Annotated in this window: 23 protein-coding genes; 9 read left to right on the forward strand and 14 right to left on the reverse strand. The window is 42.3% G+C overall.

All coding sequences use genetic code 11. The annotated features are described in order from the left end of the window. Window positions 1-77 precede the first annotated feature (77 nt). Both BUC07_RS13535 and BUC07_RS13540 read left to right on the forward strand, forming a co-directional pair. The gene (locus BUC07_RS13535) at window positions 78-1,766 is read left to right on the forward strand and encodes an MFS transporter (protein WP_073170407.1); all 1,689 of its coding nucleotides are present in this window, start codon (window positions 78-80) and stop codon (window positions 1,764-1,766) included. Between the two features lie 5 nt (window positions 1,767-1,771). Beyond that, entirely contained in the window at window positions 1,772-3,235 is a 1,464-nt protein-coding gene (locus tag BUC07_RS13540; RefSeq protein WP_073170410.1) for an aminoacyl-histidine dipeptidase, read from the forward strand. Window positions 3,236-3,353: 118 nt separating this feature from the next. Here BUC07_RS13540 and BUC07_RS21480 read toward each other — a convergent pair whose 3' ends face one another. Beyond that, on the reverse strand, window positions 3,354-3,485 hold the full coding sequence (locus BUC07_RS21480) for a VOC family protein (RefSeq protein WP_262509499.1): 132 nt from the start codon (window positions 3,483-3,485) through the stop codon (window positions 3,354-3,356). 102 nt (window positions 3,486-3,587) lie between these two features. Here BUC07_RS21480 and BUC07_RS13545 point away from each other — a divergent pair, with 102 nt between their 5' ends. Genes BUC07_RS13545 through BUC07_RS13565 form a run of 5 tightly spaced genes read left to right on the forward strand, consistent with a single transcriptional unit; the run spans window position 3,588 to window position 9,751 of the window. Next, window positions 3,588-4,361: an ATP-binding protein gene (locus tag BUC07_RS13545; protein ID WP_073170413.1), complete on the forward strand. Its 774-nt coding sequence runs from the start codon at window positions 3,588-3,590 to the stop codon at window positions 4,359-4,361. Continuing rightward, window positions 4,354-5,529 (forward strand): radical SAM protein, encoded by a 1,176-nt coding sequence (locus BUC07_RS13550; RefSeq protein WP_175552536.1) that lies wholly within the window; start codon window positions 4,354-4,356, stop codon window positions 5,527-5,529. Before BUC07_RS13545 ends, BUC07_RS13550 begins: the two co-directional genes overlap by 8 nt. A 5-nt stretch (window positions 5,530-5,534) precedes the next feature. Continuing rightward, window positions 5,535-7,106 carry a polyprenyl synthetase family protein gene (locus tag BUC07_RS13555; protein ID WP_073170420.1) on the forward strand — a complete coding sequence of 524 codons (1,572 nt, stop codon included), beginning with the start codon at window positions 5,535-5,537 and terminating at the stop codon, window positions 7,104-7,106. 9 nt (window positions 7,107-7,115) lie between these two features. After that, window positions 7,116-7,946, forward strand: coding sequence for a hypothetical protein (locus tag BUC07_RS13560; RefSeq protein WP_073170423.1), 831 nt, complete (start codon window positions 7,116-7,118; stop codon window positions 7,944-7,946). Between the two features lie 2 nt (window positions 7,947-7,948). Beyond that, a complete protein-coding gene (locus BUC07_RS13565; RefSeq protein ID WP_073170425.1) occupies window positions 7,949-9,751 on the forward strand; it encodes a prenyltransferase/squalene oxidase repeat-containing protein in 1,803 nt (600 codons plus the stop codon). A 3-nt stretch (window positions 9,752-9,754) separates the two neighbouring features. Here BUC07_RS13565 and BUC07_RS13570 read toward each other — a convergent pair whose 3' ends face one another. From BUC07_RS13570 to BUC07_RS13625, 12 genes are all read right to left on the reverse strand, one after another. After that, the gene (locus BUC07_RS13570) at window positions 9,755-10,210 is read right to left on the reverse strand and encodes an RES family NAD+ phosphorylase (protein ID WP_073170428.1); all 456 of its coding nucleotides are present in this window, start codon (window positions 10,208-10,210) and stop codon (window positions 9,755-9,757) included. Beyond that, entirely contained in the window at window positions 10,207-10,698 is a 492-nt protein-coding gene (locus BUC07_RS13575) for an antitoxin Xre-like helix-turn-helix domain-containing protein (protein WP_073170431.1), read from the reverse strand. The genes BUC07_RS13570 and BUC07_RS13575 overlap by 4 nt, the downstream gene beginning before the upstream one ends. Before the next feature lie 112 nt (window positions 10,699-10,810). After that, window positions 10,811-11,908 carry an alanine racemase gene (locus BUC07_RS13580; protein ID WP_073170434.1) on the reverse strand — a complete coding sequence of 366 codons (1,098 nt, stop codon included), beginning with the start codon at window positions 11,906-11,908 and terminating at the stop codon, window positions 10,811-10,813. 19 nt (window positions 11,909-11,927) lie between these two features. After that, window positions 11,928-13,343: a nicotinate phosphoribosyltransferase gene (locus BUC07_RS13585; RefSeq protein WP_073170437.1), complete on the reverse strand. Its 1,416-nt coding sequence runs from the start codon at window positions 13,341-13,343 to the stop codon at window positions 11,928-11,930. A gap of 126 nt (window positions 13,344-13,469) precedes the next feature. Continuing rightward, a complete protein-coding gene (locus BUC07_RS13590) occupies window positions 13,470-14,747 on the reverse strand; it encodes an adenylosuccinate synthase (RefSeq protein WP_073170441.1) in 1,278 nt (425 codons plus the stop codon). A gap of 231 nt (window positions 14,748-14,978) precedes the next feature. Further along, entirely contained in the window at window positions 14,979-15,422 is a 444-nt protein-coding gene (locus BUC07_RS13595) for a Fur family transcriptional regulator (protein ID WP_073170444.1), read from the reverse strand. 68 nt (window positions 15,423-15,490) lie between these two features. Next, the gene (locus BUC07_RS13600; RefSeq protein WP_073170447.1) at window positions 15,491-17,728 is read right to left on the reverse strand and encodes a RelA/SpoT family protein; all 2,238 of its coding nucleotides are present in this window, start codon (window positions 17,726-17,728) and stop codon (window positions 15,491-15,493) included. Window positions 17,729-17,833: 105 nt separating this feature from the next. Beyond that, window positions 17,834-18,415, reverse strand: coding sequence for a D-sedoheptulose-7-phosphate isomerase (locus BUC07_RS13605; RefSeq protein WP_073170450.1), 582 nt, complete (start codon window positions 18,413-18,415; stop codon window positions 17,834-17,836). Continuing rightward, entirely contained in the window at window positions 18,408-19,547 is a 1,140-nt protein-coding gene (locus tag BUC07_RS13610; protein ID WP_073170453.1) for a glycosyltransferase, read from the reverse strand. The genes BUC07_RS13605 and BUC07_RS13610 overlap by 8 nt, the downstream gene beginning before the upstream one ends. Continuing rightward, window positions 19,544-19,999: an NUDIX hydrolase gene (locus BUC07_RS13615; protein ID WP_073170456.1), complete on the reverse strand. Its 456-nt coding sequence runs from the start codon at window positions 19,997-19,999 to the stop codon at window positions 19,544-19,546. The genes BUC07_RS13610 and BUC07_RS13615 overlap by 4 nt, the downstream gene beginning before the upstream one ends. Beyond that, window positions 19,992-20,909 (reverse strand): tRNA (adenosine(37)-N6)-dimethylallyltransferase MiaA, encoded by a 918-nt coding sequence (miaA, locus tag BUC07_RS13620; RefSeq protein WP_073170492.1) that lies wholly within the window; start codon window positions 20,907-20,909, stop codon window positions 19,992-19,994. Before miaA ends, BUC07_RS13615 begins: the two co-directional genes overlap by 8 nt. A gap of 105 nt (window positions 20,910-21,014) precedes the next feature. After that, window positions 21,015-21,530, reverse strand: a complete 516-nt coding sequence (locus tag BUC07_RS13625) for an IS1096 element passenger TnpR family protein (RefSeq protein WP_073170459.1) — start codon at window positions 21,528-21,530, stop codon at window positions 21,015-21,017. 380 nt (window positions 21,531-21,910) lie between these two features. Between BUC07_RS13625 and BUC07_RS13630 the strand changes: the two genes are divergently transcribed. Together BUC07_RS13630 and BUC07_RS13635 are read left to right on the forward strand one after the other, a co-directional pair. Next, the gene (locus tag BUC07_RS13630) at window positions 21,911-23,158 is read left to right on the forward strand and encodes an ABC transporter permease (protein ID WP_073170463.1); all 1,248 of its coding nucleotides are present in this window, start codon (window positions 21,911-21,913) and stop codon (window positions 23,156-23,158) included. Between the two features lie 26 nt (window positions 23,159-23,184). After that, on the forward strand, window positions 23,185-23,496 hold the full coding sequence (locus tag BUC07_RS13635; RefSeq protein WP_217652703.1) for a transposase: 312 nt from the start codon (window positions 23,185-23,187) through the stop codon (window positions 23,494-23,496). A gap of 594 nt (window positions 23,497-24,090) precedes the next feature. Here BUC07_RS13635 and gap read toward each other — a convergent pair. Next, a complete protein-coding gene (gene gap, locus BUC07_RS13640; protein ID WP_073170466.1) occupies window positions 24,091-25,098 on the reverse strand; it encodes a type I glyceraldehyde-3-phosphate dehydrogenase in 1,008 nt (335 codons plus the stop codon). Between the last annotated feature and the right edge of the window lie 752 nt (window positions 25,099-25,850).

Here is a 25,850-nt window from a genome sequence, read left to right on the forward strand (position 1 = left end):
GAAAAGAGGGTATTCTCACTATTTAAAAAGAATACCCTTTTTTATTTCCAATAGATTAATCTTTTTTTTGAATATTTATGACTGAAACTATAAAAAGGTCGTTAAGGGAATCGCCAAAAGCCCGTTGGACAGCAATGGTTCTGGTTTCATTATCTGCTTTTGGTGCTTACTATTTCAATTACGCCCTTTCTCCTGTTAAGCCCATGTTGGAAAGTGCCCTGGGCTGGACCAGCTCCGATTTTGGCACCTACACTTCCTCCTATGCCTGGTTTAATGTGTATTTTTTTATGCTCATTTTCAGCGGGATTATTCTCGATAAACTGGGCATCAGACTCACTGGTTTGAGTTCAGCTCTTCTGATGTTAATTGGAACCGGGATAAATTACTGGGCTGTTGTTACCGATTTTCCGGATGCTGCACAGGTTGCGCTTCCGCTGATAGGTGAAATTAAAACACAAGTGCTCTATTCGTCGCTGGGATTTGCCCTGTTTGGAGTGGGAACCGAAGCTTCAGGAATTACGCTGACCAAAGCCATCGTCAGGTGGTTTAAAGGAAAGGAACTGGCGCTTGCCATGGGCCTGCAAATGTCGATTGCCCGCATGGGAACTGCGTTGGCACTGGCTGTTGCTCTGCCACTGGCTATCAATTTCCATTACAGCTCACCCATTCTCTGGGCATTTGTTCTAATGTTTATCGGGGTCATTGCTTTTGTAATGTATATTTTTCTCGATTTGAAACTGGAGAAATCCGAAAAAGAGATCGAGGTAGATGAGGAGGAGCCTTTCCGGCTGCGGGATATTCTTTCCATCATTAAAAACCGGGGGTTCTGGTACATTGCCATTCTTTGCGTACTTTTCTACAGTGCGGTATTCCCCTTTCTGTATTACGCTACCGATTTCATGATAAATAAATACCGTGTTGCTCCGGGGGTGGCCGGAATCATTCCAAGTCTCCTGCCGTTTGGCACCATTTTTTTAACACCGCTGTTTGGTGGAATCTACGACAAAAAAGGGAAGGGCGCCACCATCATGATTATTGGTGCTTTATTGCTGATTTTAGTTCACGGTGTGCTTGCCATACCTTTCCTCGATAATTGGATTCTGGCCTCGGCAATGGTTGTGGTTCTGGGAATTGCTTTTTCATTGGTTCCTTCGGCAATGTGGCCTGCTGTGCCAAAAATTATTCCTGAAAAACGACTGGGAACTGCCTATGCCGTTATTTTCTGGATTCAGAACATTGGACTGATGCTGGTCCCGCTTTTGCTGGGAATTGTGCTTGATGCAACCAATCCTTCGGTAGCCACAAACAAGGCGCTAATCCGTTCGTCGGTAGAACAAAGTTATTCCACACTTCTTGCCCAAAATAATATTACAGTAGATGCTGACGAGATGAAGCGTGCAGTTGAAACCACTACAACAACTGTTGTCGATTCGGTGGTGAAAACATCTTTTTACAAGGAAATTGAACATTCAGCAGCTGAGAAAGAAGATGTAAAAAATGAAATTTTAAAACAGGTAGCCACGGCTGGTGGTGCGTTTGAAACCGATGAAGATAAATCAACCAGCATCAATAAAATTCAACAAATAATCACTGAACAAACCTATCAGGTAATTGAAAAGAATAAATTAAACATTCGGTATAATTATCAGGCTGACATCCTGATTTTTGCAATGCTTGGCGTTTTATCGCTGATTTTTGCATTCCTCTTAAAACGCGAAGACAGGAAAAAAGGTTACGGACTTGAATTACCGAATATAAAAGAATAATTATTATGACTCAGATTAAAGATATTCAGCCAAAAGAAGTGTGGCAGGTTTTCGGCCAGATGCTTCAGATTCCCAGACCATCGAACCATGAAGAAAAAATTCAGAAGTGGGCGGTGAATTTTGGGAAAAGCCTTGGTTTGGAAACGTCGATAGACGATTCCGGAAACGTGATAATCCGCAAGCCGGCCACACCCGGCATGGAAGATCGCAAAGGCGTCATTTTGCAAGGGCACCTCGACATGGTTCCGCAAAAGAACAACGACAAAACGCACGATTTTGATAACGACCCCATTGAAGCGTTTGTTGAGGACGACTGGGTTACAGCAAACGGTACCACACTGGGTGCCGACAACGGTATTGGCGTATCCTCCGCACTTGCAGTTCTGGCTTCCGACAAAGTGAAACACGGGCCACTGGAAGTGTTGCTTACAGCCACCGAAGAAACTGGCATGGACGGTGCCAACGGATTGAAAGCCGGTGTTTTGAACGGTGAAATTCTTATAAATACCGATTCGGAAGACGAGGGGGAATTGTATGTGGGTTGCGCCGGTGGCGTGGATGCCAATATCCTTTTTAATTACACCGAAGAGGAAACACCCTACGGAGTTGTGGGGCTGAAATTGAATGTTACCGGCATGAAAGGAGGTCATTCAGGAATCGATATTCCCCGGCAGCGTGGAAATGCCATTAAAGTATTTTTCAGAATACTAAATGCTGCTTATGAAGAGCTTGGCGTTCGTTTGGCACGAATTGACGGCGGCAGTCTGCGGAATGCCATCCCGCGCGAAGCTTTTGGTGTTGTGGTGGTTGACGAAGCCCGAACGGCTGATTTTGTGGCCCGTGCCTACGAAATTGCCCAGATTATTAAAACTGAACTGGCGGAAACTGAGCCTGACCTGAAAGTTGAAATTGCTGAAACTGAACTGCCGGTGTCGTTAATTGATGAAAAAACACAGCAGAATATGACCAAAGCTGTTCTGGCACTGCCCAACGGGGTAATCAGAATGAGCGACACAATGATAGGGCTGGTGGAAACCTCCTCGAACCTGGCGCTGTTAAAATCCGACGACCAGAACAAAACCATAAAAGCAGCCTGCCTGGTGCGGAGTTCAGTAGATACGGCAAAAGAGGATGTGGCCTCAAGAATTAAAGCTGTTTTTGAACTGGCCGGTGCCGAAGTGAGCTTTTCCGGTTCCTACCCGGGATGGAAACCCAATATGGAATCGCCGATTCTGAAAACCATGCAGGATGTGTACAACCGCCGGTTTGGTAAAATTCCCGAGATTAAAGCTATCCATGCGGGGCTGGAATGCGGAATTCTGGGTGGAAAATATCCCGAGTGGGACATGATTTCGTTCGGGCCAACTATCAGATTTCCACACTCACCTGATGAAAAGGTGAACATTGAAACCGTACAAAAATTCTGGGATTTTCTGGTGGCTACACTGGAAAATATTCCGAAGAAATAGCCGGGATCGGCGATTTCTCCCATGGGATCACTCTGTGGCGAATCACCGATTTTAAAAAGGATGTTATCTGATTTAAGGTATCATCCTTTTTTTTAACCAAAAAACTATTGGCTCGCAGCTATTCCAGCTTCAAGCTTCCCTGCCCGTCAAACTCCCAGAACGGCACCCAGGCAATTTCCCAGGCATGTCCATCCGGATCGGCAAAATAGGCATCGGATCCTCCCCTGAAAGTATCGCGCGGTTCAACCAAAACTATATAGATATTTAGATAATTGTTAATAAGATTTAAATAGCCTGTTGGGTTTCAGCTTTTAGTTTAATTTTGCTTTCTTTAATAGTGAGACAGGATTTTATGATGAAAAAAACAGGAATTCTTTTTTGCCGGTGTTCAGCCAGCGTTGTTTCAGCAGAAAAGCTCGATGAGTTAGCCGATGGTCTGGGGAAGTACGACGCTGATGTTTATGAGTTGCAGGATTTATGTGCCCTCACTGTCAACGAAAAGGATGTGCTCAATACTATCGGAAATGAATTCGACAAAAAGATTATTATTGCCTGTTATCCGCGAGCTGTAAAAAATATGCTTCGCCAGGGAGAAATCGAATTTGGCGATTTTGAAGTGCTCAATTTCAAGGAATTATCGTCTGCCGAAATATTCAGTAAAATTGAAATCGGTTATCAAATTCCGAAAGGTGAAGCACGTTACCAGGTCCAGGCAACAGACTTGAATGTTCCGGCGTGGTTTCCGGTTATCGATGAGTCGCTTTGCAACTTGTGTGGAAAGTGTGCCCGCTTTTGTTTGTTTGGCGTTTACACCTACAATAAAAAAAGCCTGAAAGTGGTGGATCCGCTGGCATGCAAGAACAAGTGCCCCGCCTGTGGCCGTACCTGTCCCACGCAGGCCATTATGTTCCCGCGGCTCGATGAAAACAGTGTTTTGGCAGGTGCTGAACCCGGTGAAAAAAAGGTGACCATCGACAAGGGCAGTTTGCTGACTACCTTGAATCAACGCAATCAGAACCGCCGGAATATTTTCAGGCAGGGAGTGGTTCAGCAGGCTGAAGATGAGCGTAGAAAAGCCATTGAAGAGTTTAAGCTGGGAGTGGATAAAAAGGAGAAGAATGATTAAGCGAATACTTTTAAACAGCGATAAAAAGTGCCTTTACAAGTTTGTGTATAACATGGGGGTGAAAGGCACGATGAGTTTCAGAAGGTACCAGAAGCGGCTGAAAAAAGGGGAATTTTTCCCGGCGTTTCATTTTATTTCGGTAACCGACGACTGCAACCTGAATTGCCAGGGGTGCTGGGTTACAGGCAAAAAAAGCAACAGCCGGATGTCTGCCGACGAACTCAACCGGATTATTAATGAAACAAAAGCCAAAGGGTCTTATTTTTTTGGAATTCTTGGCGGCGAACCCCTGATGTACAAACCGCTTTTCGATGTGCTGAAAAAACACCCCGATTGCTATTTTCAACTGTTTACCAACGGAACTCTGCTGACACCCGGCGTGGCCGAAGAGCTGAGGAAAATGGCCAATGTAACGCCGCTAATCAGTTTTGAGGGCGACGAAGATGTTGCTGATATCAGGCGCCGCGGAAACGATGTGTACCACCGGACAACCCTGGCGGTTGAAAATGCTGCCAATGCCGGGCTCATAACCGGAGTGGCCATGAGCGTCTGTAAGTCGAACCTCGATTTGGCGCTGTCGCCGGAGTTTATTCAATCGCTAATCGACAAAGGAGTGGCTTACCTGTGGTACTACATTTACCGCCCTGTGGGAAGCGATCCAACTGTTGAGCTTGCCTTAAACAAAGAGGAGATTCAAACGTTGCGAAATTATATGGTGGAGGCCCGTTCAAAATATGATATTGCAATTATTGATGCGTACTGGGATGAAGACGGCAACGGCTTGTGCCCGGCAGCCACTGGGCTGAGTCATCACATCAACGCCTCGGGATACATCGAGCCATGCCCGGTTATCCAGTTTGCCACCGACCATGTGGCTGATAAACCACTGGCCGAAATTTATCGTGATTCGGTTTTTCTGGATGAACTGAAACAGGAAATTCCGAAGAAAACATCGGGCTGCATTTTGATGGAAGACCCGCAATGGCTGGTTGACTTTGTGGAAAAGCACAATGCAAAAGATACATCGGGCCGCGAAAATGAAGCCGAAAGGCTGAAAGCCATGCCCAAAGTTCCGAGCCACGGTTCGGGAACTCCGGTTCCTGAAAAAGGCCGGATTTACCGGTTTGCTAAAAAACGGGCATTCTTTGGACTTGGCGCTTACGGATAGAAAATATGATTGAGACAAATCGAATACTGAGAGTACCCCCGCTGGAAAGTGTCCGCGATAATTTGCGGAAACAGGTGGCGTTGTATGTCAGTCAAAATAATATTTTACCCCCCTCTGATTTTGAAACACTTGAACACCATTCAAAAATAATCCTCGATAAACTGGGAGAAAATCTTGAATCGCTCAGTTTTATAATTGTTTTACTGGGAAACGAAATCTGGCGGAAAACCGTTGAGGCCACTCCGTTTAACCGGCGATTGCTTTTGCTGCCGCAATGTTTGCGCGACAGTAACAAGTGCCGCGGTGAATTTGATGACCTCGGGCTGATTTGTGCCGGGTGCAAAAACTGCCATATTGATGAAATTCTGGAAAAAGCTGAAAAACTCGGTTATACCACGTTGGTAGCAGAAGGAACAACTGTGGCCATCGGATTGGTTGAGGAGGGCTCGATTGATGCCGTGCTGGGAGTTAGCTGCATGCCGGTGCTGCAAAACTCGTTCGGTCCGGTTACCAAAGCAGCCGTCCCCGCAATGGCAGTCCCGTTGCTACACGATGGCTGCGAAAACACGTCGGTGGATTACGACTGGCTTTTTTCCGAAATGGAACAATATTCGGGTGAAAACCGTTATCAGCCGCTTTCTGTTTCACTCCTGAAAAATCAGGTTGCCGACTATTTTTCTGTTCATAATTTGAAAAGATATTTCCCTGCCAACAGTGAAACTGAAAAGCTGGCATTTCGGAGCATGGCAATGGGAGGCCACCGTATGCGCCCGTTGCTGGCGTTGCTGGCTTACCAGTCGTATGCCGGTGAAATTTCGGACGAAATTCAGTCAGGACTCGCGGTAATTATCGAATGTTTTCACAAGGCATCGCTGGTTCACGACGATATTGAAGACGACGAGGACTTTCGTTACAATGAGCCCGCGCTGCATAAAACTGAGGGAATTCCTGCTGCCATTAATACTGGCGATTATCTCATTGGCAAAGGATACCGGCTGCTTTCAGAAATGCCGTGCACCCCAAACGTTAAAGCCGAATGTTTAAAAGTTGTCTCTGCATCACATCTTAAACTTGCGGAAGGGCAGGGGGCTGATATTTTGCTGACACGCCACATGGCCAAAAAATCAGTGGAGGAAGTGCTGAAAATTTTTGAGCAGAAAACCGGCGAAGCTGTTAAAGTGGCATTATTAATGGGAGCCATTGCCGGGAAAGCGCGGGAAAGCGAGTTAGAAGTTTTATCGCGTTTTTCAGAATGGTTTGGGGTTGCCTACCAAATCCGCGATGATTTGAATGAATTCAGGGAGGACAACGATCTAAAACACGCTTTCGATTTTCCTTTCCTGCTGGCGCTGCTCAATCGCGACATGAATGGTGAGTCGCCTTCGTTTTCAGAAGTTTTGGATCCTCGGAATTTTAATGTTCTCTCCGGTTATTTTAAGCAGTTTACCATTGAGGAGAAAGCAGAAAAATACCTTGCTGAATACATCGGCAAATGTCATTCTGAGCTCGACAGGCTTCAGAATCAAAAGCTCAGGCTGAGTTTATACGGTTTAATGGGGAAGGTTTTTAAATCGTAGCACAATACAATGCAGCCATCTTATTTTCCATTATATAAACAGTTTATTTCCGAAATTGAAAAGGGTTTTTCATTGCTCGATGAAACAAGCAAGTTGGAGCTGATAAACTTTGTAAAAACCCAGCAGCATGGCACCGGGGCTTTTCCCGACCGTGCCGGGCGGCCCGACCTTTACTACTCTTTATTTGGGGCATGGATGGCGGAAGCTTTGCATTTGAAACCTCAGAAAGAGAAATTGAAAAGATTTATTCTGGAAATTAACCCTGAAAAGAGAAAGAAAATCGACAGGTTTGCCATTCTGCTGATTCGGATTATTTTTCAGGAAAAAGAACTGGACAAACCTTCAGTTTTTTCATTTTCAAAATTTGTGTTGGATGGGAAACCTTCCATAAATCCGGCTTACCAGGCATTTCTATTTTTACTCACATTTGATGCGTTGTACGGGAAAAACAAAAGTTTATATTTTATTTTAAAAGCGCTGCTCACTTTTTACCGCGTTCCGGAAGGTGTTCCTTCCGGCTTTGTGGCCGCATTGCTGGTGGCAAAATATTTGGCCGGGATGAATGTGGAAAAAGAGAAAGCGGAATTGCTATCGTATTTTGAAGAGGGTAAAGGGTTTACAGTTTTTAAAGAAACAAAAAGTGCGGATTTGCTTTCCACAGCAGTGGCGCTTTTTGCGCTGAAAAAAGCTGGTGCCGATTTGCGTCTGGTGGCCCCGGATGCTTTTCAGCTGGTTCAGCAAAATTATGCTGATGGTGCTTTTTTGTCGGGCGACGGAGATTTAACACGCGATTTGGAATATACATTTTACGGTTTGCTAACTTTGGGGACACTTTCATAAAAATGGACCAAAAACAATTACAAAACAGGTTAAAAGAAGTTGGCCGGTTTGTGGCCACTGAACTCAAACCGGAAGGTTACTGGGAAGGAAAATTATCGTCGAGCGCGCTGGGAGTTGCTGTAGCAGTAGCTGCTTTACATTTCGACGATAAAAAAACGCATGCTCCGGAAATTAAGGCAGGAATCCAATGGCTGCAAAAGAATATCAACGCTGATGGTAGTTTTGGCGACACCCCCGAAAGCCCGGGAAATGTGAGTACCAGCCTGTTGGTTTACGCGGCTTTAAATTTGTATGCAGCCGTGGATCAATCGGTAAAAGCAACCCAAAGTCAGATTGAGGAATACCTGAACGCCCAAAAAATTGATGTGGCCTCGTCGCAGGTGGTTGAATATATTTTAGAACACTACCAAAATGATTACACTTTTTCGGTACCTATTCTGGCTATGTGCGGACTGTGCGGCGTTCCCGACGAAAGTGCTTTTCGGCACGTCCCGCAGCTTCCTTTTGAGCTGTCGTTAATGCCGCGCCGGTTTTACCGGTTGCTCAACCTCAGTGTGGTAAGTTATGCCATTCCGGCACTGGTGGCAGTTGGCATTGTCATATTCAAAAAGAAAAAATCAAACTTGTTTTGGCGGATTGTCCGGCATTTTTCCATTAAAAAAGCCATGCGTATTTTGCACCGCATGCTGCCCGAAAGCGGTGGTTACCTGGAAGCGATTCCATTAACTGCTTTTGTAGTATTGAGCCTGTTGAATTCCGGTTACGGCGATACTGAGGTGGTTAAAAAAGGTATTCGGTTTTTGAAGAACACCCAGCGAGATGACGGCAGCTGGCCCATTGATGTGGATTTGTCCTCCTGGGTGACTTCGCTCTCAGTAAAAGCATACCGGTCGAATTTAACCGCTTTTATCACCACTGATCTGCAGGATGGAATTGCCGATCATTTTAAATTGATACAAAATGAAGGCGTGCATCCGTTTAACGGAACCGGACAGGGCGGCTGGGGCTGGACAAATTACTCCGGCTCAGTGCCCGATGGCGACGATACACCCGGCACTATTCTGGCACTGTTAAAACTTCAACCCAAGAACAGGGAAAAAAAAGAGGTGCTCGACGCGGTTAAATGGCTGGGAAAATTACAAAATAACGACGGCGGTTTTCCAACATTTTCAAGAGGCTGGGGAAAATTACCCTTTGACCAAAGCTGTTCCGATTTAACCGGGCATTGCCTGCTGGCAGTTTCTGCAGTCAAGGAAACCTACAATCACGATTTGAGAAAACGAGAAATCAGGAAACTTGAGAAAGTTGCAGCCGGAGCACTTTCATTTTTGAAAAAACACCAGCGGGAAGATGGCAGTTGGCTGCCCCTTTGGTTTGGAAACCAGTTAACGCCCGACCACAAAAATCCTGTTTACGGAACGGCAAAAGTGGTTACTTATTTGAAAGATGCACTGGCGCACCAGTGGCTTCCTGAAAATGCACGTGTTCAATTAGAAATGATGGTAAAAAAAGGCAACGATTTTCTTGTTTCAGTACAAAATGAAGACGGCAGCTGGGGCGGCGACAAATCAATTCCCGGCACTATGGAAGAAACAGCCCTGGCCGTTTCGGCGCTTTCGTCCAAAGAAAATCTGGAGATTTGCGATTCAGGATTAAACTGGCTCGACCGTTTTTATACTGAAAATGGGTTTAAGGCAGCCCCAATCGGACTCTATTTTGCATCCCTTTGGTACGATGAGAAAATGTATCCTGTTACATCTTATTTGGAAGCCATTTCAAGAGTGCTGGAAGTGAAACAGGATTAGGGTTTATTTTATTATTCGTTTGTCTAACTCTAAAGGATAAATCTCCCAGGTTATTTTACTGATATTTTTGGCCAGCGGGTTAATGATGTAATTAAAAGAAGATTTATCAACCACCGACGGAACTTCAAAACATACAATATCCGATTGAATCAGCTCAGTTCCAAACTGCTGTGAAGATTTGGTGAATGGAATAGCGTCCCAGTTGGCGGGCAATTCATTTTCGGAAATTTTTTTGATTAACCGGGCAGGGCAGTCAAATTCCATAATGCTATATAAAATATAGCGTTCAGAAGCAAAAAGTTCGGGGTCAACCGTGAGCCTTTCCAGCAATGCCGAAGCAATAGTTGAACTGGCATACAAAACAGGATGTCCGGCAAAGTTCCACCGGCCGCCATATAATTTTGCACCCTCTCCGCTGAGGTCGCAAAATTCTGTTCGTGCAATGCGGTAAATAATCATATTGCAACGCCGTGTTGCAGCCGCATAATTTCAGCTTTTAGCAGCATTATACCTTCAGATACATCAATTAATTCGATGGGTTTTCGGTTGCCAATACTAAAGAGTGGTCTTTCCATCCAATGCCTGAAACCGTCCTCTCCAAAATAGGAAATTCCCAGCGCGTACAATTCGGCTAGTTCATACATTTTTTCCGATTGAATGACATCGAAAATTTGTTTTCGTTGAATGGTTTTTGAAGAAACGCCCAGCGCTCTGGCAAGGGTATTATTGTCGAGCCCTGTAATCTCCTTCAGTTTTTCGAATGATTTTTTATGGAGCCCCTCCCTAAAAGTATCTACCCGGTTCAAAGGTTCAGAAAACGCATTGACATTTACTCCCAAAATGGCATGTGCAGGCAATGAATGTTCGCGTTGGTATGCCAAAGCTACTGCCGGTTCGGTAGCTTTGGGGGTTCTTTTTTCCTGTTTTTTGTATGCTTTTGAATTCATGTTATCGGATATTTGTCCACTAAGGTAATGAAAAATGTCCGGATTTTGAATTTTTTACCCCATTTTTTTGAGAATCTTAATTGTGAATGGGGGAGAGAGGCTGCACAAAGCATTAAGTATTTATCATCGGAATTACTTCGCCTTCGGTGGTGAGGTAGCTGCCGGCCATATTTGCTGTCAGGCACGAATGGATGGGGATAATCTCAATTAAATCTCCCACATTAATTAAATGAAAATTTTTCTGTGAAACTCTCAAGATGCCATGTTCCTGCGAAAGTCGCATAACGTAATTCCTTTCTCCGAGCATCTTTTTTTCCCCGTCAATATCAATTACAATTCTTCCGTAATAGGGTTTTGCAGCCACATTCAGCAAAAATTCCTTGGAGAGGTGAATGGCACCGCCATAAATTACAATTTCGTTGCGTGAAGGATGTTTCGAAACAACGGGGCAAACCAACCGGACTGCGATATCGTCAAAATCGCAAACGCCGAGGCTTTGTTGCATCAAATCATAGAAAATAAAGTTGCCCGGACGTATTTCGTCAATGCCGTTAAAGTTGGTGCAAAGTGTGCACGAAGGCGTATCGCCAAGGCTAACTTCAATGTCAGGATATTTGGTGCTGAAGCGCCTTTTCAGCGATTGCATTTTCAGCAGGGCATCAAAATGGCTGCTGAAAATTTCATTGGTTGACCGTGCGTAATACGTTTGCCCGGTATGCGATAAAAATCCTTTAAATTTTAGCTTTTTATTTTTGGTGAGAATTTGAATTACGTTGTCGATTATGCCTGTTCTGGACGAGTTAATCCCCGTTCGGTTATGACCGGTATCAATTTTCACATAAACTCCAAGCGGGTGGTTTATTTTATCTGCCAAAGCCATTGCCCCCTCTTTGTTTTCCACAAGTACATTCAGTTTAATATTGGCCGCCAGGCGGTTGATATTAGTAATCTCCGGGATGTTTACAGGGAAAGCAATGGTAATATCGTCCCAGCCGTGTTTAAAGAAATATTCGGCCATTTTTACTGACGAAACAGTAATGGCTTCAACCCCGAATAAGCGGAACCAATCACCAATTATGGCCGACTGATGAGTTTTAAAATGCGGTCTGAAGCGAAGCTGGTAATCTTTGGCTTTTTGGGCCATTTTTTCAATGTTTTGTAAGCACTTGTCTTTGTCGATAACCAGCGTGGGACGAATAATTTCTGTCATATTTTTTCTTTTGTTTTTTTTATTCCAGTTTTTTGACCAGTTCGTTGCGGGCTTTCATCAATTTTTCAGAAATACCGACTTTATAAATGTGAGGGCTGATAAATCTCTTGTGCTCATCGGGAAGGAGGGCTGAACGTGAAAGGAGAAACTGGTGGATTTCGGCCGGAGTTTTTTGAGCTGTAATAGCTTTGCCATTTTTTACTACCAACTGTAAAAGCGGTTGCTTGCTGCAATTTTTTACGTAGGTAAAGCGATTGGGATAAACGGGGTGAAAAATTAATCCGAGCTCATTTTCTTTTTCATTGGCCAGAGCAATGGTGTCACGGTAGAAAAAACCTTCTTCATCAAAACACCGGTAAACCTGTTTTTTGCAGGGGAGTGTTACTTTTTCGATGTTTTCCGATTTTTTCATCTTGGGCTGTCCGTTAACTTCCGCAAGTTTATAAACACCGTCGAGCGCGGCATCACTTTTCCCGGTCACCAGTTCTGTGCCAATACCAAAAGCATCGATGGCTGCATTCTGGTCTTTCAGCAAACTTTTTATCACATGTTCATTCAGCTGATTTGATGCAATAATTTTCACATATTCAAGTCCTGCTGTGTCGAGCATTTTACGTGCTCTTTTGCTCAGGTAGGCCAAGTCGCCGCTGTCGAGCCGTATGGCTTTCAGTTTTTCATTGCGGCTTTCCATTTCCTTTGCAACTTTAATAGCATTTGGCACACCCATTTTTAACGTGTCGTAGGTGTCAACAAGCAGAATAGCGTTTTCGGGATGTGCCCGGGCATAAACCCGGAATGCTTCCAGCTCATTGTCGAAACTTTGAATCCAGGAATGGGCTTGTGTTCCGGAAACGGGAATGTCGAATAATTTGCCTGCCAGTACGTTAGAGGTAGAGGAAGCTCCGCCGATGATGGTAGCGCGGCTGGCATGCAGTGCACCTAAACCTTGTGCGCGCCTCAATCCGAAATCAGTAAACATGCGGTCGCCTGCTACCAGCTTAATGCGAAAGGCTTTTGTGGCAACCAACGATTCAAAATTCAGAATATTCAGCAACAGGCTTTCGATGAGCTGGCATTCGATAATCGTCCCTTCAACCTGCAAAACAGGCTCGTTTGCAAATGCAATTTCGCCTTCCTGCATGCTCATGATATTTCCTGAAAAGTGAAAATTTTTCAGGTAATCCAGAAATTCATTTTTAAATCCCTGTTTTTTAAGATATTGAATATCAGAATTGCTGAAGGTGAAATTGTTGAGAAATTCCAGGAAATCCTGCAACCCTGCAAAAACTGTAAAACCTCCTTTGTACGGATTGGTTCTGAAGAAATAGTAAAATGTGGCTGTGTCGTCTTTTTTCCCGCAAAAGTAATAGCCCTGAGCCATAAAGAGCTCGTAAAAGTCGGTGTACAGTCCCCAGTTTTCTAAAATTGCAGGCATAAAGTCAATATTTCTCAGAATTCCTTAAAGATAATCAAGAAATATTGTTTTAAAAGCAAGAAAGGGGCACAAATTTTTTGTGAGCTCTTTTAGTTAAATTTTTAATAAGTTTCAGGACAGGGAGTTCTATTTTTCCGGCATGTGAATGGTCTGTTCCCGGTTCGGTCCTACAGAAGTAATTGTAACCGGAATTCCCATTTCATCTTCAATAAAACTGATGTAATTGTTCAGTTGTTCAGGGAATTCATCCTGCGATTTAACTTTTGTGAGGTCGGTTTCCCAGCCTGGAAGTTCCACATAAACCGGTTTTACATCATCAGTAAGCTCAAATGGGAAATGTTCAACCACTTCGCCGTTAATTTCGTAGCCTACGCAAACCTTAATGGTTTCAAAACTGTCGAGTACATCGGCTTTCATCATAATCAGTTCGGTTACGCCATTCAGCATTACCGAATATTTTAGCGCAACCAAATCGAGCCAGCCGCACCGCCTGGGCCTACCTGTTGTTGAGCCATATTCATGACCGGCATCGCGAAGTTTGTCGCCTGTTTTATCGTATAGTTCGGTTGGGAACGGCCCCATGCCTACGCGTGTGCAGTAAGCTTTAAAAATGCCATATACTTTCCCAATTTTTTGAGGCGCAATGCCCAGCCCGGTGCAGGCACCTGCGCAAATTGTGTTTGAGCTGGTTACAAACGGGTACGAGCCAAAATCGATGTCGAGCAGGGTGCCCTGGGCTCCTTCTGCCAAAACCGATTTCTTTTTATAGATTAGGTCGTTTATGAAATGCTCGCTGTCGATTATCTGGAAAGATTTAATAAGCTCGATTCCTTTCATCCACTCCTGCTCGCAGTCAGCCAGTTCCTGTTTGTAATCGTACTTGAAAAATTCGGTGAGCAGCATTTTGTGGTTATCAACTCTTTCGTTGTAGCGTTCATCGAAATTATGAATTAAATCGCCTACTCTCAATCCCTCCCGACCAACTTTATCTTTGTAGGTTGGGCCAATTCCTTTAAGTGTGGACCCTATTTTGGTTTTTCCTTTTTTCTTTTCCGATGCTGCATCGAGAATGCGATGGGTTGGTAAAATCAGATGAGCTTTTTTTGAGATGTAAAGGTTTTTGGAGAGGTCGAATCCCAGTTTGCTTAACGAGTCAATTTCTTTTTTGAATACAATGGGGTCGATAACCACACCATTGCCGATGATGTTAATTTTGTTTTCCCTGAAGATGCCCGACGGAATGGTGTGCAATACATGTTTTATTTCATTGAATTCAAGGGTATGACCTGCGTTGGGGCCACCCTGGAAACGGGTAATTACATCGTATTTGGGAGTAAGTACATCTACAATTTTTCCTTTCCCCTCGTCGCCCCACTGAAGGCCCAGCAATACATCTACACTCATGTTAATTCGATTTTAATTTACATACGAAACCGTGAAAACGTCCTTTCTGAAGTTCGTAATCACGGCTCACAATTAAGCGACTAAAATTACAAATAATTTTAAAGGGATTTATAAAAAATCACCTGAACATTTTTTATTTCATGAATTGTTAATGGGGGAAATTTTAAGCTCCTCGTTTAGAAGGTGGTAAGATGAATGAAGGTTTTGAATTTGAAATGCCGGTAGTTTCCATTAATCATTTTCCATGGAGCGGCCATAAATGTAAAGCGTATGATGCGAAAGCTTAAAATTATTTCTCAGGCAGGCATCTTCAATGATTTCCCTGATTCGCGGATCGTAGAATTCAACTACTTTCCCGTTGGAAGTGTCGATTAAGTGGTCGTGCTGCATGGTTGCAAAAGCCTTTTCAAACTGAGCAATATTTTTCCCGAACTGGTGCTTTACAACCAGCTTGCACTCGAGCAGCAAATCAATTGTATTGTATAACGTTGCACGGCTCACACGGTATTTTTTGTTCTTCATCGAAATGTACAGCGACTCAATATCGAAGTGCCCTTCTCTTGAGTAAATTTCATCGAGTATGGCAAATCTTTCCGGAGTTTTTCTGTGGCCGTTTTTTTCCAGGTACTCCGTAAACATATTTCTGACAGTTTCCCTGGTTTTATGGTTATTCATATTTAAACCAATTTTAAATAGGGTTCAAAAATAGAAATTTTTTTTTGATTTCTTAGACTAAATAAAAATTAATCGCTGAGGTTTTCGTCACGTGAAACGCGGTCAATCCCCCTGATTTTCTTCAGTTGTAAAATGAGTTCGTTTAAGTCGTCGGCATTGTGGATGTAGATAAAAACATCGCCTTCGAAAACGCCGTCGTGTGTGTCGAATTGAACGGAGCGCATGTTTATGCTGTGTTGTTTTGAAATTACATTGGTTACCTCGTTAACAATGCCCACTCTGTCGAATCCTTCGAGGCGGAGTCGGGTCAGGTACGATTGTTTTTTGAAGCGTGTCCATTCGGCGGCAATTATGTTATCGCCATGGCTTGACAGAAACTTTTCAACCTCTTTGCAACCTCTTTTATGGATAACAACATGGTCGTCGGTACTCAAGTACCCAACCACTTCGTCGCCGGGGATTGGATTACAGCATTTGGCCAGCGAATAGGTAATGTTGTCCTGTGCTTCCTTTAGCACAAAAGGTTTTTGCTTATCAATTTTTTTCCCGTTCTTTTTCGGTTTTTTTCCTTCCCCCGGTTCGGCCTTTTCTTCTTTCTTTTTCCGGTTAAAAGTAATGTTCCAGTATTTTACCAGTTTGTTGGGTGATTTTTTTTCAAGTATTTCGTTTAAGTTGTTGAGTTCCAAAAAACCCATTCCCACTTCAGAATAGAGTTGTTCTTTATTGTTGAGATTATAATGCGCAATAATTTTTTTCAGGTTGTTGGATGTTAATGGAGCTTTTGTTTTTTTTATGGCTTCATCAACAATTTCTTTTCCTTTTTCAATGTGTTTTTTCTTTTCGAGCTTAAAAACACTTTTGATCTTGCTCCGGGCTTTGGCCGTGGTGGCATATTTTAGCCATTCGAGTTTTGGCGATTGTTTTTCAGAGGTAAGTATTTCAACCTGGTCGCCATTTTGCAGCACATGACTGCTGGGAACCAGTTTGAAATTTATTTTGGCACCAATGCATTTGTTGCCCAGTTCGGTGTGTATTTCATAAGCCAAATCTACAATTGTTGCTCCCTGTGGCAACGAAACCATATCGCCTTTTGGCGTAAAAACATTTATTTCGGCTGAATATAAATTGAGTTTGAAATCATCGAGAAACTCAAAAGCATCGGAATCGGGGTTTCTGATGTGGTCGCGGATTCTTTCAATCCAGGTGTCGAGCTCGCTTTCAAAAGTGCTGATATCTTTGTAGCGGTAGTGTGCGGCAAAACCATATTCCGCAACTTCGTCCATTCGTTCAGTTCTGATTTGGACTTCCACCCACATTCCCTGCGGCCCCATAACGGTAACATGTAGCGATTCGTACCCGTTTGCTTTGGGCATGGTAATCCAGTCGCGGATGCGGTCGGGGCGTGGTTTGTAAATGTCGGTAACCAGTGAAAGCACATCGAAACATTGTCGTTTCTCCGACATTCCGGGTTTCGCTTTAATTACAATTCTTACTGCTAAAATGTCGTAAATTTCATTGAAAGTAACCCCCTTCTTTTGCATTTTCTGCCAGATGGAATAGGTTGATTTCAGCCGGTGGGTAACATTGCTTTCAATATTTTCTGCTTCAAGATTTTCTTTTATTGGGCGAATAAACTCATTTACCAGGTAGTTACGTTTTTCTTCCTGGTTGTGGAGCATGTATAAAATGCGGTTGTATTCCTCGGGGTGTTTGTGTTTGAAACTAAGTTCTTCCAGCTCGGTTTTAATGGCGTATAGCCCGAGCCGATGCGCCAGCGGCACATAAAGATAAAGTGTTTCGCCTGCAATTTTTATTTTTTTATGCGGAGGCATCGAATCGAGAGTTTGCATGTTGTGCAGGCGGTCGGCAATTTTGATGAGGATAACCCGGATGTCATCAGAAAGGGTCATCAGCATTTTTTTGAGCGTGAGTGCCTGGCGCGAGTCAAAATCGCCCGATAGCTTGGTGAGGCCATCCACAATGCGGGCCACCTTTTCGCCAAACATATTTTCAATGTCGGTAATTGAATATTCGGTGTCTTCGGCTACATCGTGCAAAATAGCAGTTGAAATAGACGTGGCGCCCAGTCCTAAATCGACAGCTACAATTTTGGCCACGGCAATGGGGTGAATAATGTACGGTTCGCCCGATTTTCGTTTAATGCCATCGTGCGCAGCATTGGCAAAACGAAATGCTTTTTCAATCCGTGCCAGGCGTTCTTCGTCGAATTTATGACGAATAGCATTCAGAAAATCCTGATAACGGTCTTCAATCTGTCGTATTTCCGCTTTTGTAAAGTGTTGCACTTTATTTTTCCTCTCCTAATAATTCAATTTTCCGCTCAGTAATCAAGCCCTAAAAGTCTTTATTTTTTTAAATTCTACCAAAACAATGCCAATTAAAAAAGAGGATTATTTTTTGTTTTCAAAAAGCGCATTTTCTACCGTTTCACAAATGATATGCCCGATTAAAAGGTGTATTTCCTGAATGCGGGGAACATTTGTTGACGGAATTTTTATAATGTAGTCAGCAAGCGAAGTTAGTTTACCACCTGTTTCGCCGGTGAGGGCAACGGTTAAAATACCCATCTCGCTTGCTTTTTCGAAAGCTGAAACAATGTTTGGTGAGTTTCCCGATGTGGAAAGCCCGATTAAAACATCGCCTTTTTGGCAGAATGCCTCGATATAGCGGGCATACACTTTTGTAAAATTGTAGTCATTTGAAACAGCGGTAACAAACGAAGGATTGACATGACAGGCTTCGGCAGGAATTGGCGCGCGGTCGATATTGAATTTTCCTGATAATTCAGCTGCCAGGTGTTGAGCTTCGGCGGCACTTCCACCATTTCCGCAAAATACGGTTTTGTTTCCCCGGCGGTAAGCTTCGGTTATGGTTTTCGAGATTGAATCTATTGTTTTTATTGTTGAATAGTCTTCTAATGTTTTGGTCAAAAGTTCGTTTAGTTCATTAAAACGATTTTTAATATCAATCATGGTTTATTTCCTTAAACAGTTCATAAATTGTTTCTGTCATTTTATTCCACTCAAAACGCTTTTTTTCCTCGATAATATTTTGTGAAAAAAGTTCGGTGTAGTTGTTTTTAAAAAAATCTTTCAGCGCATTTTTAATTTTAATTTTTTGCGGTGGCACAACGTAACCAATTTTACCGTGAGGAATAATTTCTGAAAGTCCGCCCACATCGGTAACAAGCATTGGTTTGTTGAAGTGGTAACCAATTTGTGTAACACCGCTTTGTGTTGCCGATTTATAGGGCTGAGCCACAATGTCGGCCGCATTAAAATAATTTTGAACTTCTGGGTTGGGGATATAATCGGTTTTTAAAATTACCTGTTTCTCTAGTTTTAACTCATTTATCAGTTTAAGGTATTTTGCTTCGTCGGCATAAAATTCGCCAGCAACAATCAGCTTAATTTTATTTTTTACGAAGAATGAATCAGCAAAAGCCTCCAGGAGTAAATCGAGCCCTTTGTAGTCTCTTATGAAGCCAAAAAACAAAACATACCTGAAGCCGGCATCCAGATTAAGCTTTTCAAGGGCTGTGTCGCGCGATTCAATTTCACCATAATGATCGTAAACCGGATGAGGCGTGAATTTTTTGGGTTTGGTACGGTCGAAAAGAGACAAGTCGTTTAACACGCTTTTCGACATGGCAATGAACCCGTCCGCATTTTTTATGAAATAATTGCTGAGGAATTTGTCGCCGGGCCTGCTTTCGTGAGGAATGATATTGTCAACAACCGAAATTATTTTTGTGTGGCCATTTTTCCGAACGGTTTTGCAAATTGTGCCCAGGCTCATTCCCATAAAAGGAAGCCAAAACCTGACAATCAGCAAATCGGGCCTCGATTTTTTAATTCTTTTCCCCACCTGGAGCCAGTTGAAGGGATTTACAGCATTTACATCGGGCGATATGGGGAAGATGAAGCTGCGCTTGTCGTCAGAAAATTGTGTTTTGCCCGGGAAAAGTATTTTGGGGTACTGCAACGAAAATGAAACAATATTGACCTCGTGTCCCTCTGCAACAAGTTGTTTGGCAAGTCGTTCGTTTAGTGCAGCAATTCCTCCTCTCAGCGGATGCGCGGGTCCAAGAATGGTTATTTTCATGAAAATTTTTTTTCGAGTTCCTCTGCCGCAAATTTATCAATTGGAAAAGATAATTCAGCTTTCTTCAAATCTTTTATTTTTACCCACCTGAAACTTTGGTTTCCGTTACTCAGGTCTTTAAAATCGAATGGTTTTTCAGAAATTTTAAACTTTACGGGTGGTTTCAAATTGGCCAGATAATAAATACTGATGAGTTGCGCATTTTCATAAAACAATGCTTTTTGGAAGAAATCAGTGGTGTAAAAATGGCGGATGTTTTTAATTTCCTGTCCGTTGCATTCTTCACGCATTTCACGACGCAAACAATCTATTGGTCCTTCGCCAAACTCCAGTCCGCCGCCCGGGAATTTGGTCATTTTTGTGTTCAGTTGAAATTCGTCGGTGAGTAAAATTTCATTTTTATCGTTGAAAATAATCCCGTAAACACGAATTATAAATTGGCCTTCATTCATTGGGTTGTTGTATTTTATTTTCGATATATTCAATTATTTCTTGAATCTGACCGGGTTCAAACCAGGTAATTTCATCGTCTCTTCTAAACCAGGTAAGCTGTTTGCGGGCATATCGCCGCGAGTTTCTTTTTATCAGTTCAATGGCTTTTTCTTTTGAGACTTCTCCGTCGAAATGCGCAAATAACTCACGGTAGCCTACCGTGTTCAATGCATTGAGGTGTTTGAATTGGTAAAGTTCACGGGCTTCATCCAGCAAGCCGTCAGCAACCATTTTATCAACCCTTGCGTTAATTCGGCGGTGAAGTTCCTGGCGGTCGCAATTTAAGCCGATTTTCAGGATTGAAAACGGACGTTCCTTATTGAAAGTAGTCCGGAATGACGAATAGGGTCTCCCTGTCATCAAACTAATTTCGAGGGCGTGGATAATGCGCGCCGGGTTTTTCAAATCCACTTTGCTGTAGTAATCCGGATCCGCCTTTTTTAGCTGCCTGCGCAAATTTTCCAACCCTTTTTCTCTTAGTTGAGCTTCTAAATTGGCACGCAAATCCGGATCGGCGTCGGGCATTTGGTCAATGCCTTTGCAAACCGCATCAATATAGAGCATTGAGCCGCCTGCCATTAGCACGGTGTTGTGTGTCAGGAATAATTTTTCAAGCAGAGCCAGGGCCTCGGTTTCAAAGCGGCTGGCATTGTAGTTGTCGAAAATAGAGTGGGAATGTATAAAGTGGTGTTTTACTGCTTCAAGTTCGGTTTTTGCGGGCGCTGCGGTACCTATTCTGAGTTCGCGAAAAATCTGGCGCGAGTCGGCTGAAACAATTTCGGTGTTAAAATGACGGGCAATTTCAATTCCTGCTTTGGTTTTTCCTATTCCCGTGGGGCCGGTAAGTACAATTAAATGTTTTTGTTTCATGCTGTAATATAGGGCAAAATTATTTTTGGCAAAAAAAAGACTGCCCAAAATAAATTGAACAGTCTGTAATAAAATTAGTGCCTTTCCGTACAGGTAATGCAAGATTTAGAAATCTTCCATTTCACCGAAAAGTTCGTCGTAATCTTCAACAACACCAAAATCCATAAAAACCTCTTCTTCCTGAAGTCTGGTAGCCTCCTTTGGTTCTGGTTCTTCACCGAGGACCTGTACGGGGGCGTCACCCTGCTTCAGAGTGACAAACGGTTCTTTGAGATTTTTTTCCATAATAATTCCAGTTAGTTCTACAAACAATGATCTGTCGTTAAAAAAATCAAAAGTGTATATGAGTTTTTGTCCTTCTGTTTTAAGCAAATCAGCCAATTTTGTTTTCTGCATTATATAATACACCCCGTTATTGATTCCCAAATCAAGCATCGATATCTCTTTAATTTTTTTCCGTGATCCATTTAAGATGAAGAATGAAGCCAGTTGATAGGTCTCGTATCCCAGGCTTTTTTGGATGACGGAATGAAAGTCGGAAAACGAATGTTTCCCGTCCAGTTCCACTTCGAAGTGGAAGTTTTTTGAATCCTGCGAGGTGATTTTAAAATGATAAATCATAGCCTTCAGTAAAATCTTGGTTCAAATTTATAAATGATTTCTTGTTAAATGCAAGTATTTATTTGGGGCATCCTTTCAATAAAATTTATATTGTATGGTTTTAAGCCCCGGTATTTTTTGACAGGATGTTCTCCAAAAAACTGATTTTTAACCAACTTCAGCTTTATTTTTCGTTGTTTTTCATTCCCGGAGCATCGATTTTTCAGCTCATTTAAAAAATGTTAAAAAATGCTTGGTAGGGTAAATTCTCGAACAAAAACGTCACCTGTTCGTCAAATTAACCTCAAAACAGGCAAAAACACGAAATGTAATTTTCGGCATCTTTTCTTCACTAATAACTATTAAATTGTTGCAAATTATCTAACTTGTAAAGAAAAATTATGCGCCAGGTTACTCTTTTTGCTGAAAATATGAGGATTGCACTGCAGTCGGTGAGGAGTAATTTGCTCAGGACGGTGCTTACGGTTTTAATCATTGCCGTGGGCATTACTGCGCTTATCGGTATTTTAACAGCAATTGATTCGATTAAGACTTCCATAACCAGGGAATTCACTTTTATGGGAGCCAACACCTTTACTATTACCAGCCGCGGAATGCGTGTGCAGGTTGGAAACAACAGGTACCGTACAAAAAATCATGGTTATATTTCGTTTTATCAGGCAAAGGCATTTAAAGAACGTTTTGATTTTCCGGCATCCACGGCTATTTCGGTGTATGCTACCGGTAATGCCACAGTAAAATACGGTTCAGAAAAAACAAACCCGAATATTGGCGTGAGGGGAATTGACGACAACTATCTGTTCACGGCCGGTTATGAAATTGATTTGGGAAGGAGCTTTACCGATTTTGAAATAGAGTCGGGAAGGAGTGTTGTGATTTTGGGAAGTGAGTTGGTGAAGCAGCTTTTTGGTGTTAACGAAAATCCGCTGCAAAAAGTAATAAGTATCGGCAGTGGAAAATATAAAGTAATTGGTACGCTCGAAAGTAAAGGCAGTGGTTTTGGCAGCAGCAACGATTTAATTTGTTTCATTCCCTACAGCAATACCCGGAATTATTTTTCGAGGCCAAATATGAATTTCGATGTTCAGGTCAAAGTCAGCCAGCCTGAAATTATGGATGTGGCCATTGGTCAGGCAGAAGCCGTTTTTCGCAATGTGCGCGGACTCGATCCGTTGGATGAAACCGATTTCAATATTGAGAAAAGCGACAACCTCGTAAATATTCTTTTAAACAATATCAAAAACATCACCCTGGTGGCAACTATTATTGGATTTATTACGCTTTTTGGGGCCGCGGTGGGGTTGATGAATATCATGCTGGTATCGGTTACCGAGCGTACCCGCGAAATTGGAGTACGGAAAGCAATTGGTGCCAAGGCCAATACAGTGAAGCAACAGTTCCTGATTGAAGCTGTAATAATCGGCCAGATTGGCGGAGTATTGGGTATTATTATCGGAATTTTTATAGGGAACATGGTTTCGGTGATGATTGGCTCAACTTTTATAATTCCCTGGGTTTGGGTTATTACTGGCGTGGTTCTGTGTTTTGTTGTGGGAGTGGTTTCCGGGTACTATCCGGCACAAAAAGCAGCCCGGTTGGATCCGATCGAATCGTTGAGGTATGAATAAATTTTATCCATCAAAAATATACCAATATGTCACACGTGAAAATTTGGATTCATGCGGTTTGGACGGTCAAAAATCGAAAATCAATTCTTACCTCAGGAATAAGACAGGATTTATTTGATCATATTCATCAAAACGCTTTGTCTAAACAAATTTTGATGGAAATAGTTGGAGGGCATCATAATCATGTGCATTGTCTATTCCGGCTCAGAAATAATCAAACCATAGAGAAAGTGATGCAATTATTAAAGGGTGAATCTTCTTTTTGGTTTAATAATAATAATTATAGCCGTTTAAAATTGAATTGGCAAAAAGGAATATTTTGCAGTAAGTGTGAGTGAATCTCAGGTCGGCAAAGTGAAGAATTATATTTTAACGCAGGAAGAACATCATAAAAAGAAAACCTGGGAAGATGAATACAGAGAGTTTATTGAGAAATATGATTTTGTTGTTTTTAAGGACAGAGATTAAACGCTAAAGCCAATAAAAGCGGCAGGTTGTGTTAAAACACCGGGCTAAAGCACCGGTGTAAGAAAAAGGAGTGTTATTCTTTCATGGTTTTTCTCATAAGTATTTTTTCATAAAGTCAGTTGAATAATTGCCTCAATTAATAATCAGTTCTTTTACACCGTGGCTTCAGCCCGGTGAACAGGGTCAGCTGAAAATAAAAGGGCTTTAGCCATTAAGGGGATTAAACGCTTTAACCAACAAAAGTGACAGGTTATTAAACACCTGGCTGAAGCGCCGTTGTAACAAAAAGGGTTTTTATTTTTTCACGGTTTTTCTCATAAGTATTTTTTCATAAAGTCAGTTGAACAATTGCCTCAATTAGTAATCAGTTCTTTTACACCGTGGTTTCAGCCCGGTGAACAGTTAAATAAACAAAAAAAGGGCACCTTTCGATGCCCTTTTATACCATTATATATATGGTGCAATTATTTTACTGAATCCATGTATTCAACCAGCTCAACCACTTTTGTTGAATAGCCCCATTCGTTATCGTACCACGATACAACTTTTACGAAATTGTCGTTAAGTCCGATGCCGGCACCTGCATCAAACACTGAAGTGCGTGATTCGCCGAGGAAGTCATTTGAAACAACTGCTTCTTCGGTGTAACCCAGTACACCTTTCAGCTCGCCTTCAGAGGCTTTTTTCATGGCCGCGCAAATATCTTCGTACGGAGCACCTTTATCCAGGCGTACAGTCAGGTCAACTACTGAAACATTTGGAGTAGGAACGCGCAACGCCATTCCGGTAAGTTTTCCATTCAATTCAGGAATTACTTTACCTACTGCTTTGGCAGCACCAGTTGATGAAGGAATGATGTTTTGGCCTGCACCACGACCGCCGCGCCAGTCTTTTTTCGACGGGCCGTCAACAGTTTTCTGGGTAGCTGTTGTGGCGTGGCATGTTGTCATTAAACCTTCAACAATACCGAAATTGTCGTGCAGTACTTTGGCTACCGGGGCCAGGCAGTTGGTAGTACAGGATGCGTTTGAAACGAATTCCATGTCGTTGGTGTAGTTTTTATGGTTAACACCCATTACAAACATCGGAGTATCGTCTTTCGAAGGTGCTGACATTACTACTTTTTTGGCACCAGCCTGGATGTGGCCCTGTGCTTTTTCCTTGGTAAGGAACAATCCTGTAGCTTCAACTACATACTCAGCACCTACTTCGCCCCATTTCAAATCAGCGGGGTTGGGTTCTGATGTTACCCTGATTTTTTTACCGTTTACAACGAGCATACCGTTATCTACTGATATTTCGCCGTTGAAACGTCCGTGGGTAGAATCATATTTCAACATGTACGCGATGTAGTCCACATCAATCAAATCGTTAATGCCAACTACTTCAACATTTTCTTTTGCAACAGCCGCACGGAAAACCAAACGTCCGATGCGTCCAAAACCATTAATACCTATTTTAATTTTTGACATAGTAAAGTAAGTTTTAAATTTATTGTACTTTATTTATTTTTTAGAACATTACAGGTCTAAATTCCTGTTTTTAATTATTTACAAATTAAACATTTATAATTTACAGATTCAAATTGAAATTTTGTTTTCAACGCAACCTTAATATTAATTTAAAAATTTTGTGTCAGACAAAGTTAGCCGGAGTCTGACATTTGCAATACGATTTATTCGAGGCAGGGTTGTCGCATTTTTACGAATTCCGGAATGTAATTATACTTACTTTTATTTCTGCTTTGTTAAACACACCCAAAACTTCATTTTCCGAATTTCGGGAATAAGCTAACGTAACTATAATTTCGAAAAATAAATGAAAAGGTTTCATTTTTGCCTGCGGTACAATTTAACCCGGATTATTCACAAATAATCCCTATCTCTCCCGATGACTATCGGGACGACTAAGATTCAGTAAAACTTTTTTTTAAAAGTTCAACTTCATCTAAGTCGGGATTAACCTGAACTTTATTCATATTTTTAAAATTTATGAATAGTTCAGTCTCTCCAAAAGTGGCTTTTTCCTCTTATATAAATACATTAAGTTTGAGATGCCGTGCAGTTGAGGCCGTTTTTAACACTGTTATATTATAACCTCGTTCAGTCTGGCTCTGGTTGACGGTGATCCGATAATTGATTATTTAGAAATCGTAAGGTAGACCACCTAATATGTAATTAGTCAACCGGGCACGGCAATTTCAAATTTAAAATTAAAACTATGA

The sequence above is a fragment of the Tangfeifania diversioriginum genome, from assembly GCF_900141875.1.
GTDB classification, from domain to species: Bacteria; Bacteroidota; Bacteroidia; order Bacteroidales; family Prolixibacteraceae; genus Tangfeifania; species Tangfeifania diversioriginum.

Bases quoted from the DNA above. Each gene is read 5' to 3' on its own strand.
- BUC07_RS13535 (WP_073170407.1), top strand. From the start codon at position 78: ATGACTGAAACTATAAAAAGGTCGTTAAGGGAATCGCCAAAAGCCCGT.
- BUC07_RS13540 (WP_073170410.1), top strand. From the start codon at position 1,772: ATGACTCAGATTAAAGATATTCAGCCAAAAGAAGTGTGGCAGGTTTTC.
- BUC07_RS13545 (WP_073170413.1), top strand. From the start codon at position 3,588: ATGATGAAAAAAACAGGAATTCTTTTTTGCCGGTGTTCAGCCAGCGTT.
- BUC07_RS13550 (WP_175552536.1), top strand. From the start codon at position 4,354: ATGATTAAGCGAATACTTTTAAACAGCGATAAAAAGTGCCTTTACAAG.
- BUC07_RS13555 (WP_073170420.1), top strand. From the start codon at position 5,535: ATGATTGAGACAAATCGAATACTGAGAGTACCCCCGCTGGAAAGTGTC.
- BUC07_RS13560 (WP_073170423.1), top strand. From the start codon at position 7,116: ATGCAGCCATCTTATTTTCCATTATATAAACAGTTTATTTCCGAAATT.
- BUC07_RS13565 (WP_073170425.1), top strand. From the start codon at position 7,949: ATGGACCAAAAACAATTACAAAACAGGTTAAAAGAAGTTGGCCGGTTT.
- BUC07_RS13570 (WP_073170428.1), bottom strand. From the start codon at position 10,210: ATGATTATTTACCGCATTGCACGAACAGAATTTTGCGACCTCAGCGGA.
- BUC07_RS13575 (WP_073170431.1), bottom strand. From the start codon at position 10,698: ATGAATTCAAAAGCATACAAAAAACAGGAAAAAAGAACCCCCAAAGCT.
- BUC07_RS13580 (WP_073170434.1), bottom strand. From the start codon at position 11,908: ATGACAGAAATTATTCGTCCCACGCTGGTTATCGACAAAGACAAGTGC.
- BUC07_RS13585 (WP_073170437.1), bottom strand. From the start codon at position 13,343: ATGCCTGCAATTTTAGAAAACTGGGGACTGTACACCGACTTTTACGAG.
- BUC07_RS13590 (WP_073170441.1), bottom strand. From the start codon at position 14,747: ATGAGTGTAGATGTATTGCTGGGCCTTCAGTGGGGCGACGAGGGGAAA.
- BUC07_RS13595 (WP_073170444.1), bottom strand. From the start codon at position 15,422: ATGAATAACCATAAAACCAGGGAAACTGTCAGAAATATGTTTACGGAG.
- BUC07_RS13605 (WP_073170450.1), bottom strand. From the start codon at position 18,415: ATGATTGATATTAAAAATCGTTTTAATGAACTAAACGAACTTTTGACC.
- BUC07_RS13610 (WP_073170453.1), bottom strand. From the start codon at position 19,547: ATGAAAATAACCATTCTTGGACCCGCGCATCCGCTGAGAGGAGGAATT.
- BUC07_RS13615 (WP_073170456.1), bottom strand. From the start codon at position 19,999: ATGAATGAAGGCCAATTTATAATTCGTGTTTACGGGATTATTTTCAAC.
- miaA (WP_073170492.1), bottom strand. From the start codon at position 20,909: ATGAAACAAAAACATTTAATTGTACTTACCGGCCCCACGGGAATAGGA.
- BUC07_RS13625 (WP_073170459.1), bottom strand. From the start codon at position 21,530: ATGATTTATCATTTTAAAATCACCTCGCAGGATTCAAAAAACTTCCAC.
- BUC07_RS13630 (WP_073170463.1), top strand. From the start codon at position 21,911: ATGCGCCAGGTTACTCTTTTTGCTGAAAATATGAGGATTGCACTGCAG.
- BUC07_RS13635 (WP_217652703.1), top strand. From the start codon at position 23,185: ATGTCACACGTGAAAATTTGGATTCATGCGGTTTGGACGGTCAAAAAT.
- gap (WP_073170466.1), bottom strand. From the start codon at position 25,098: ATGTCAAAAATTAAAATAGGTATTAATGGTTTTGGACGCATCGGACGT.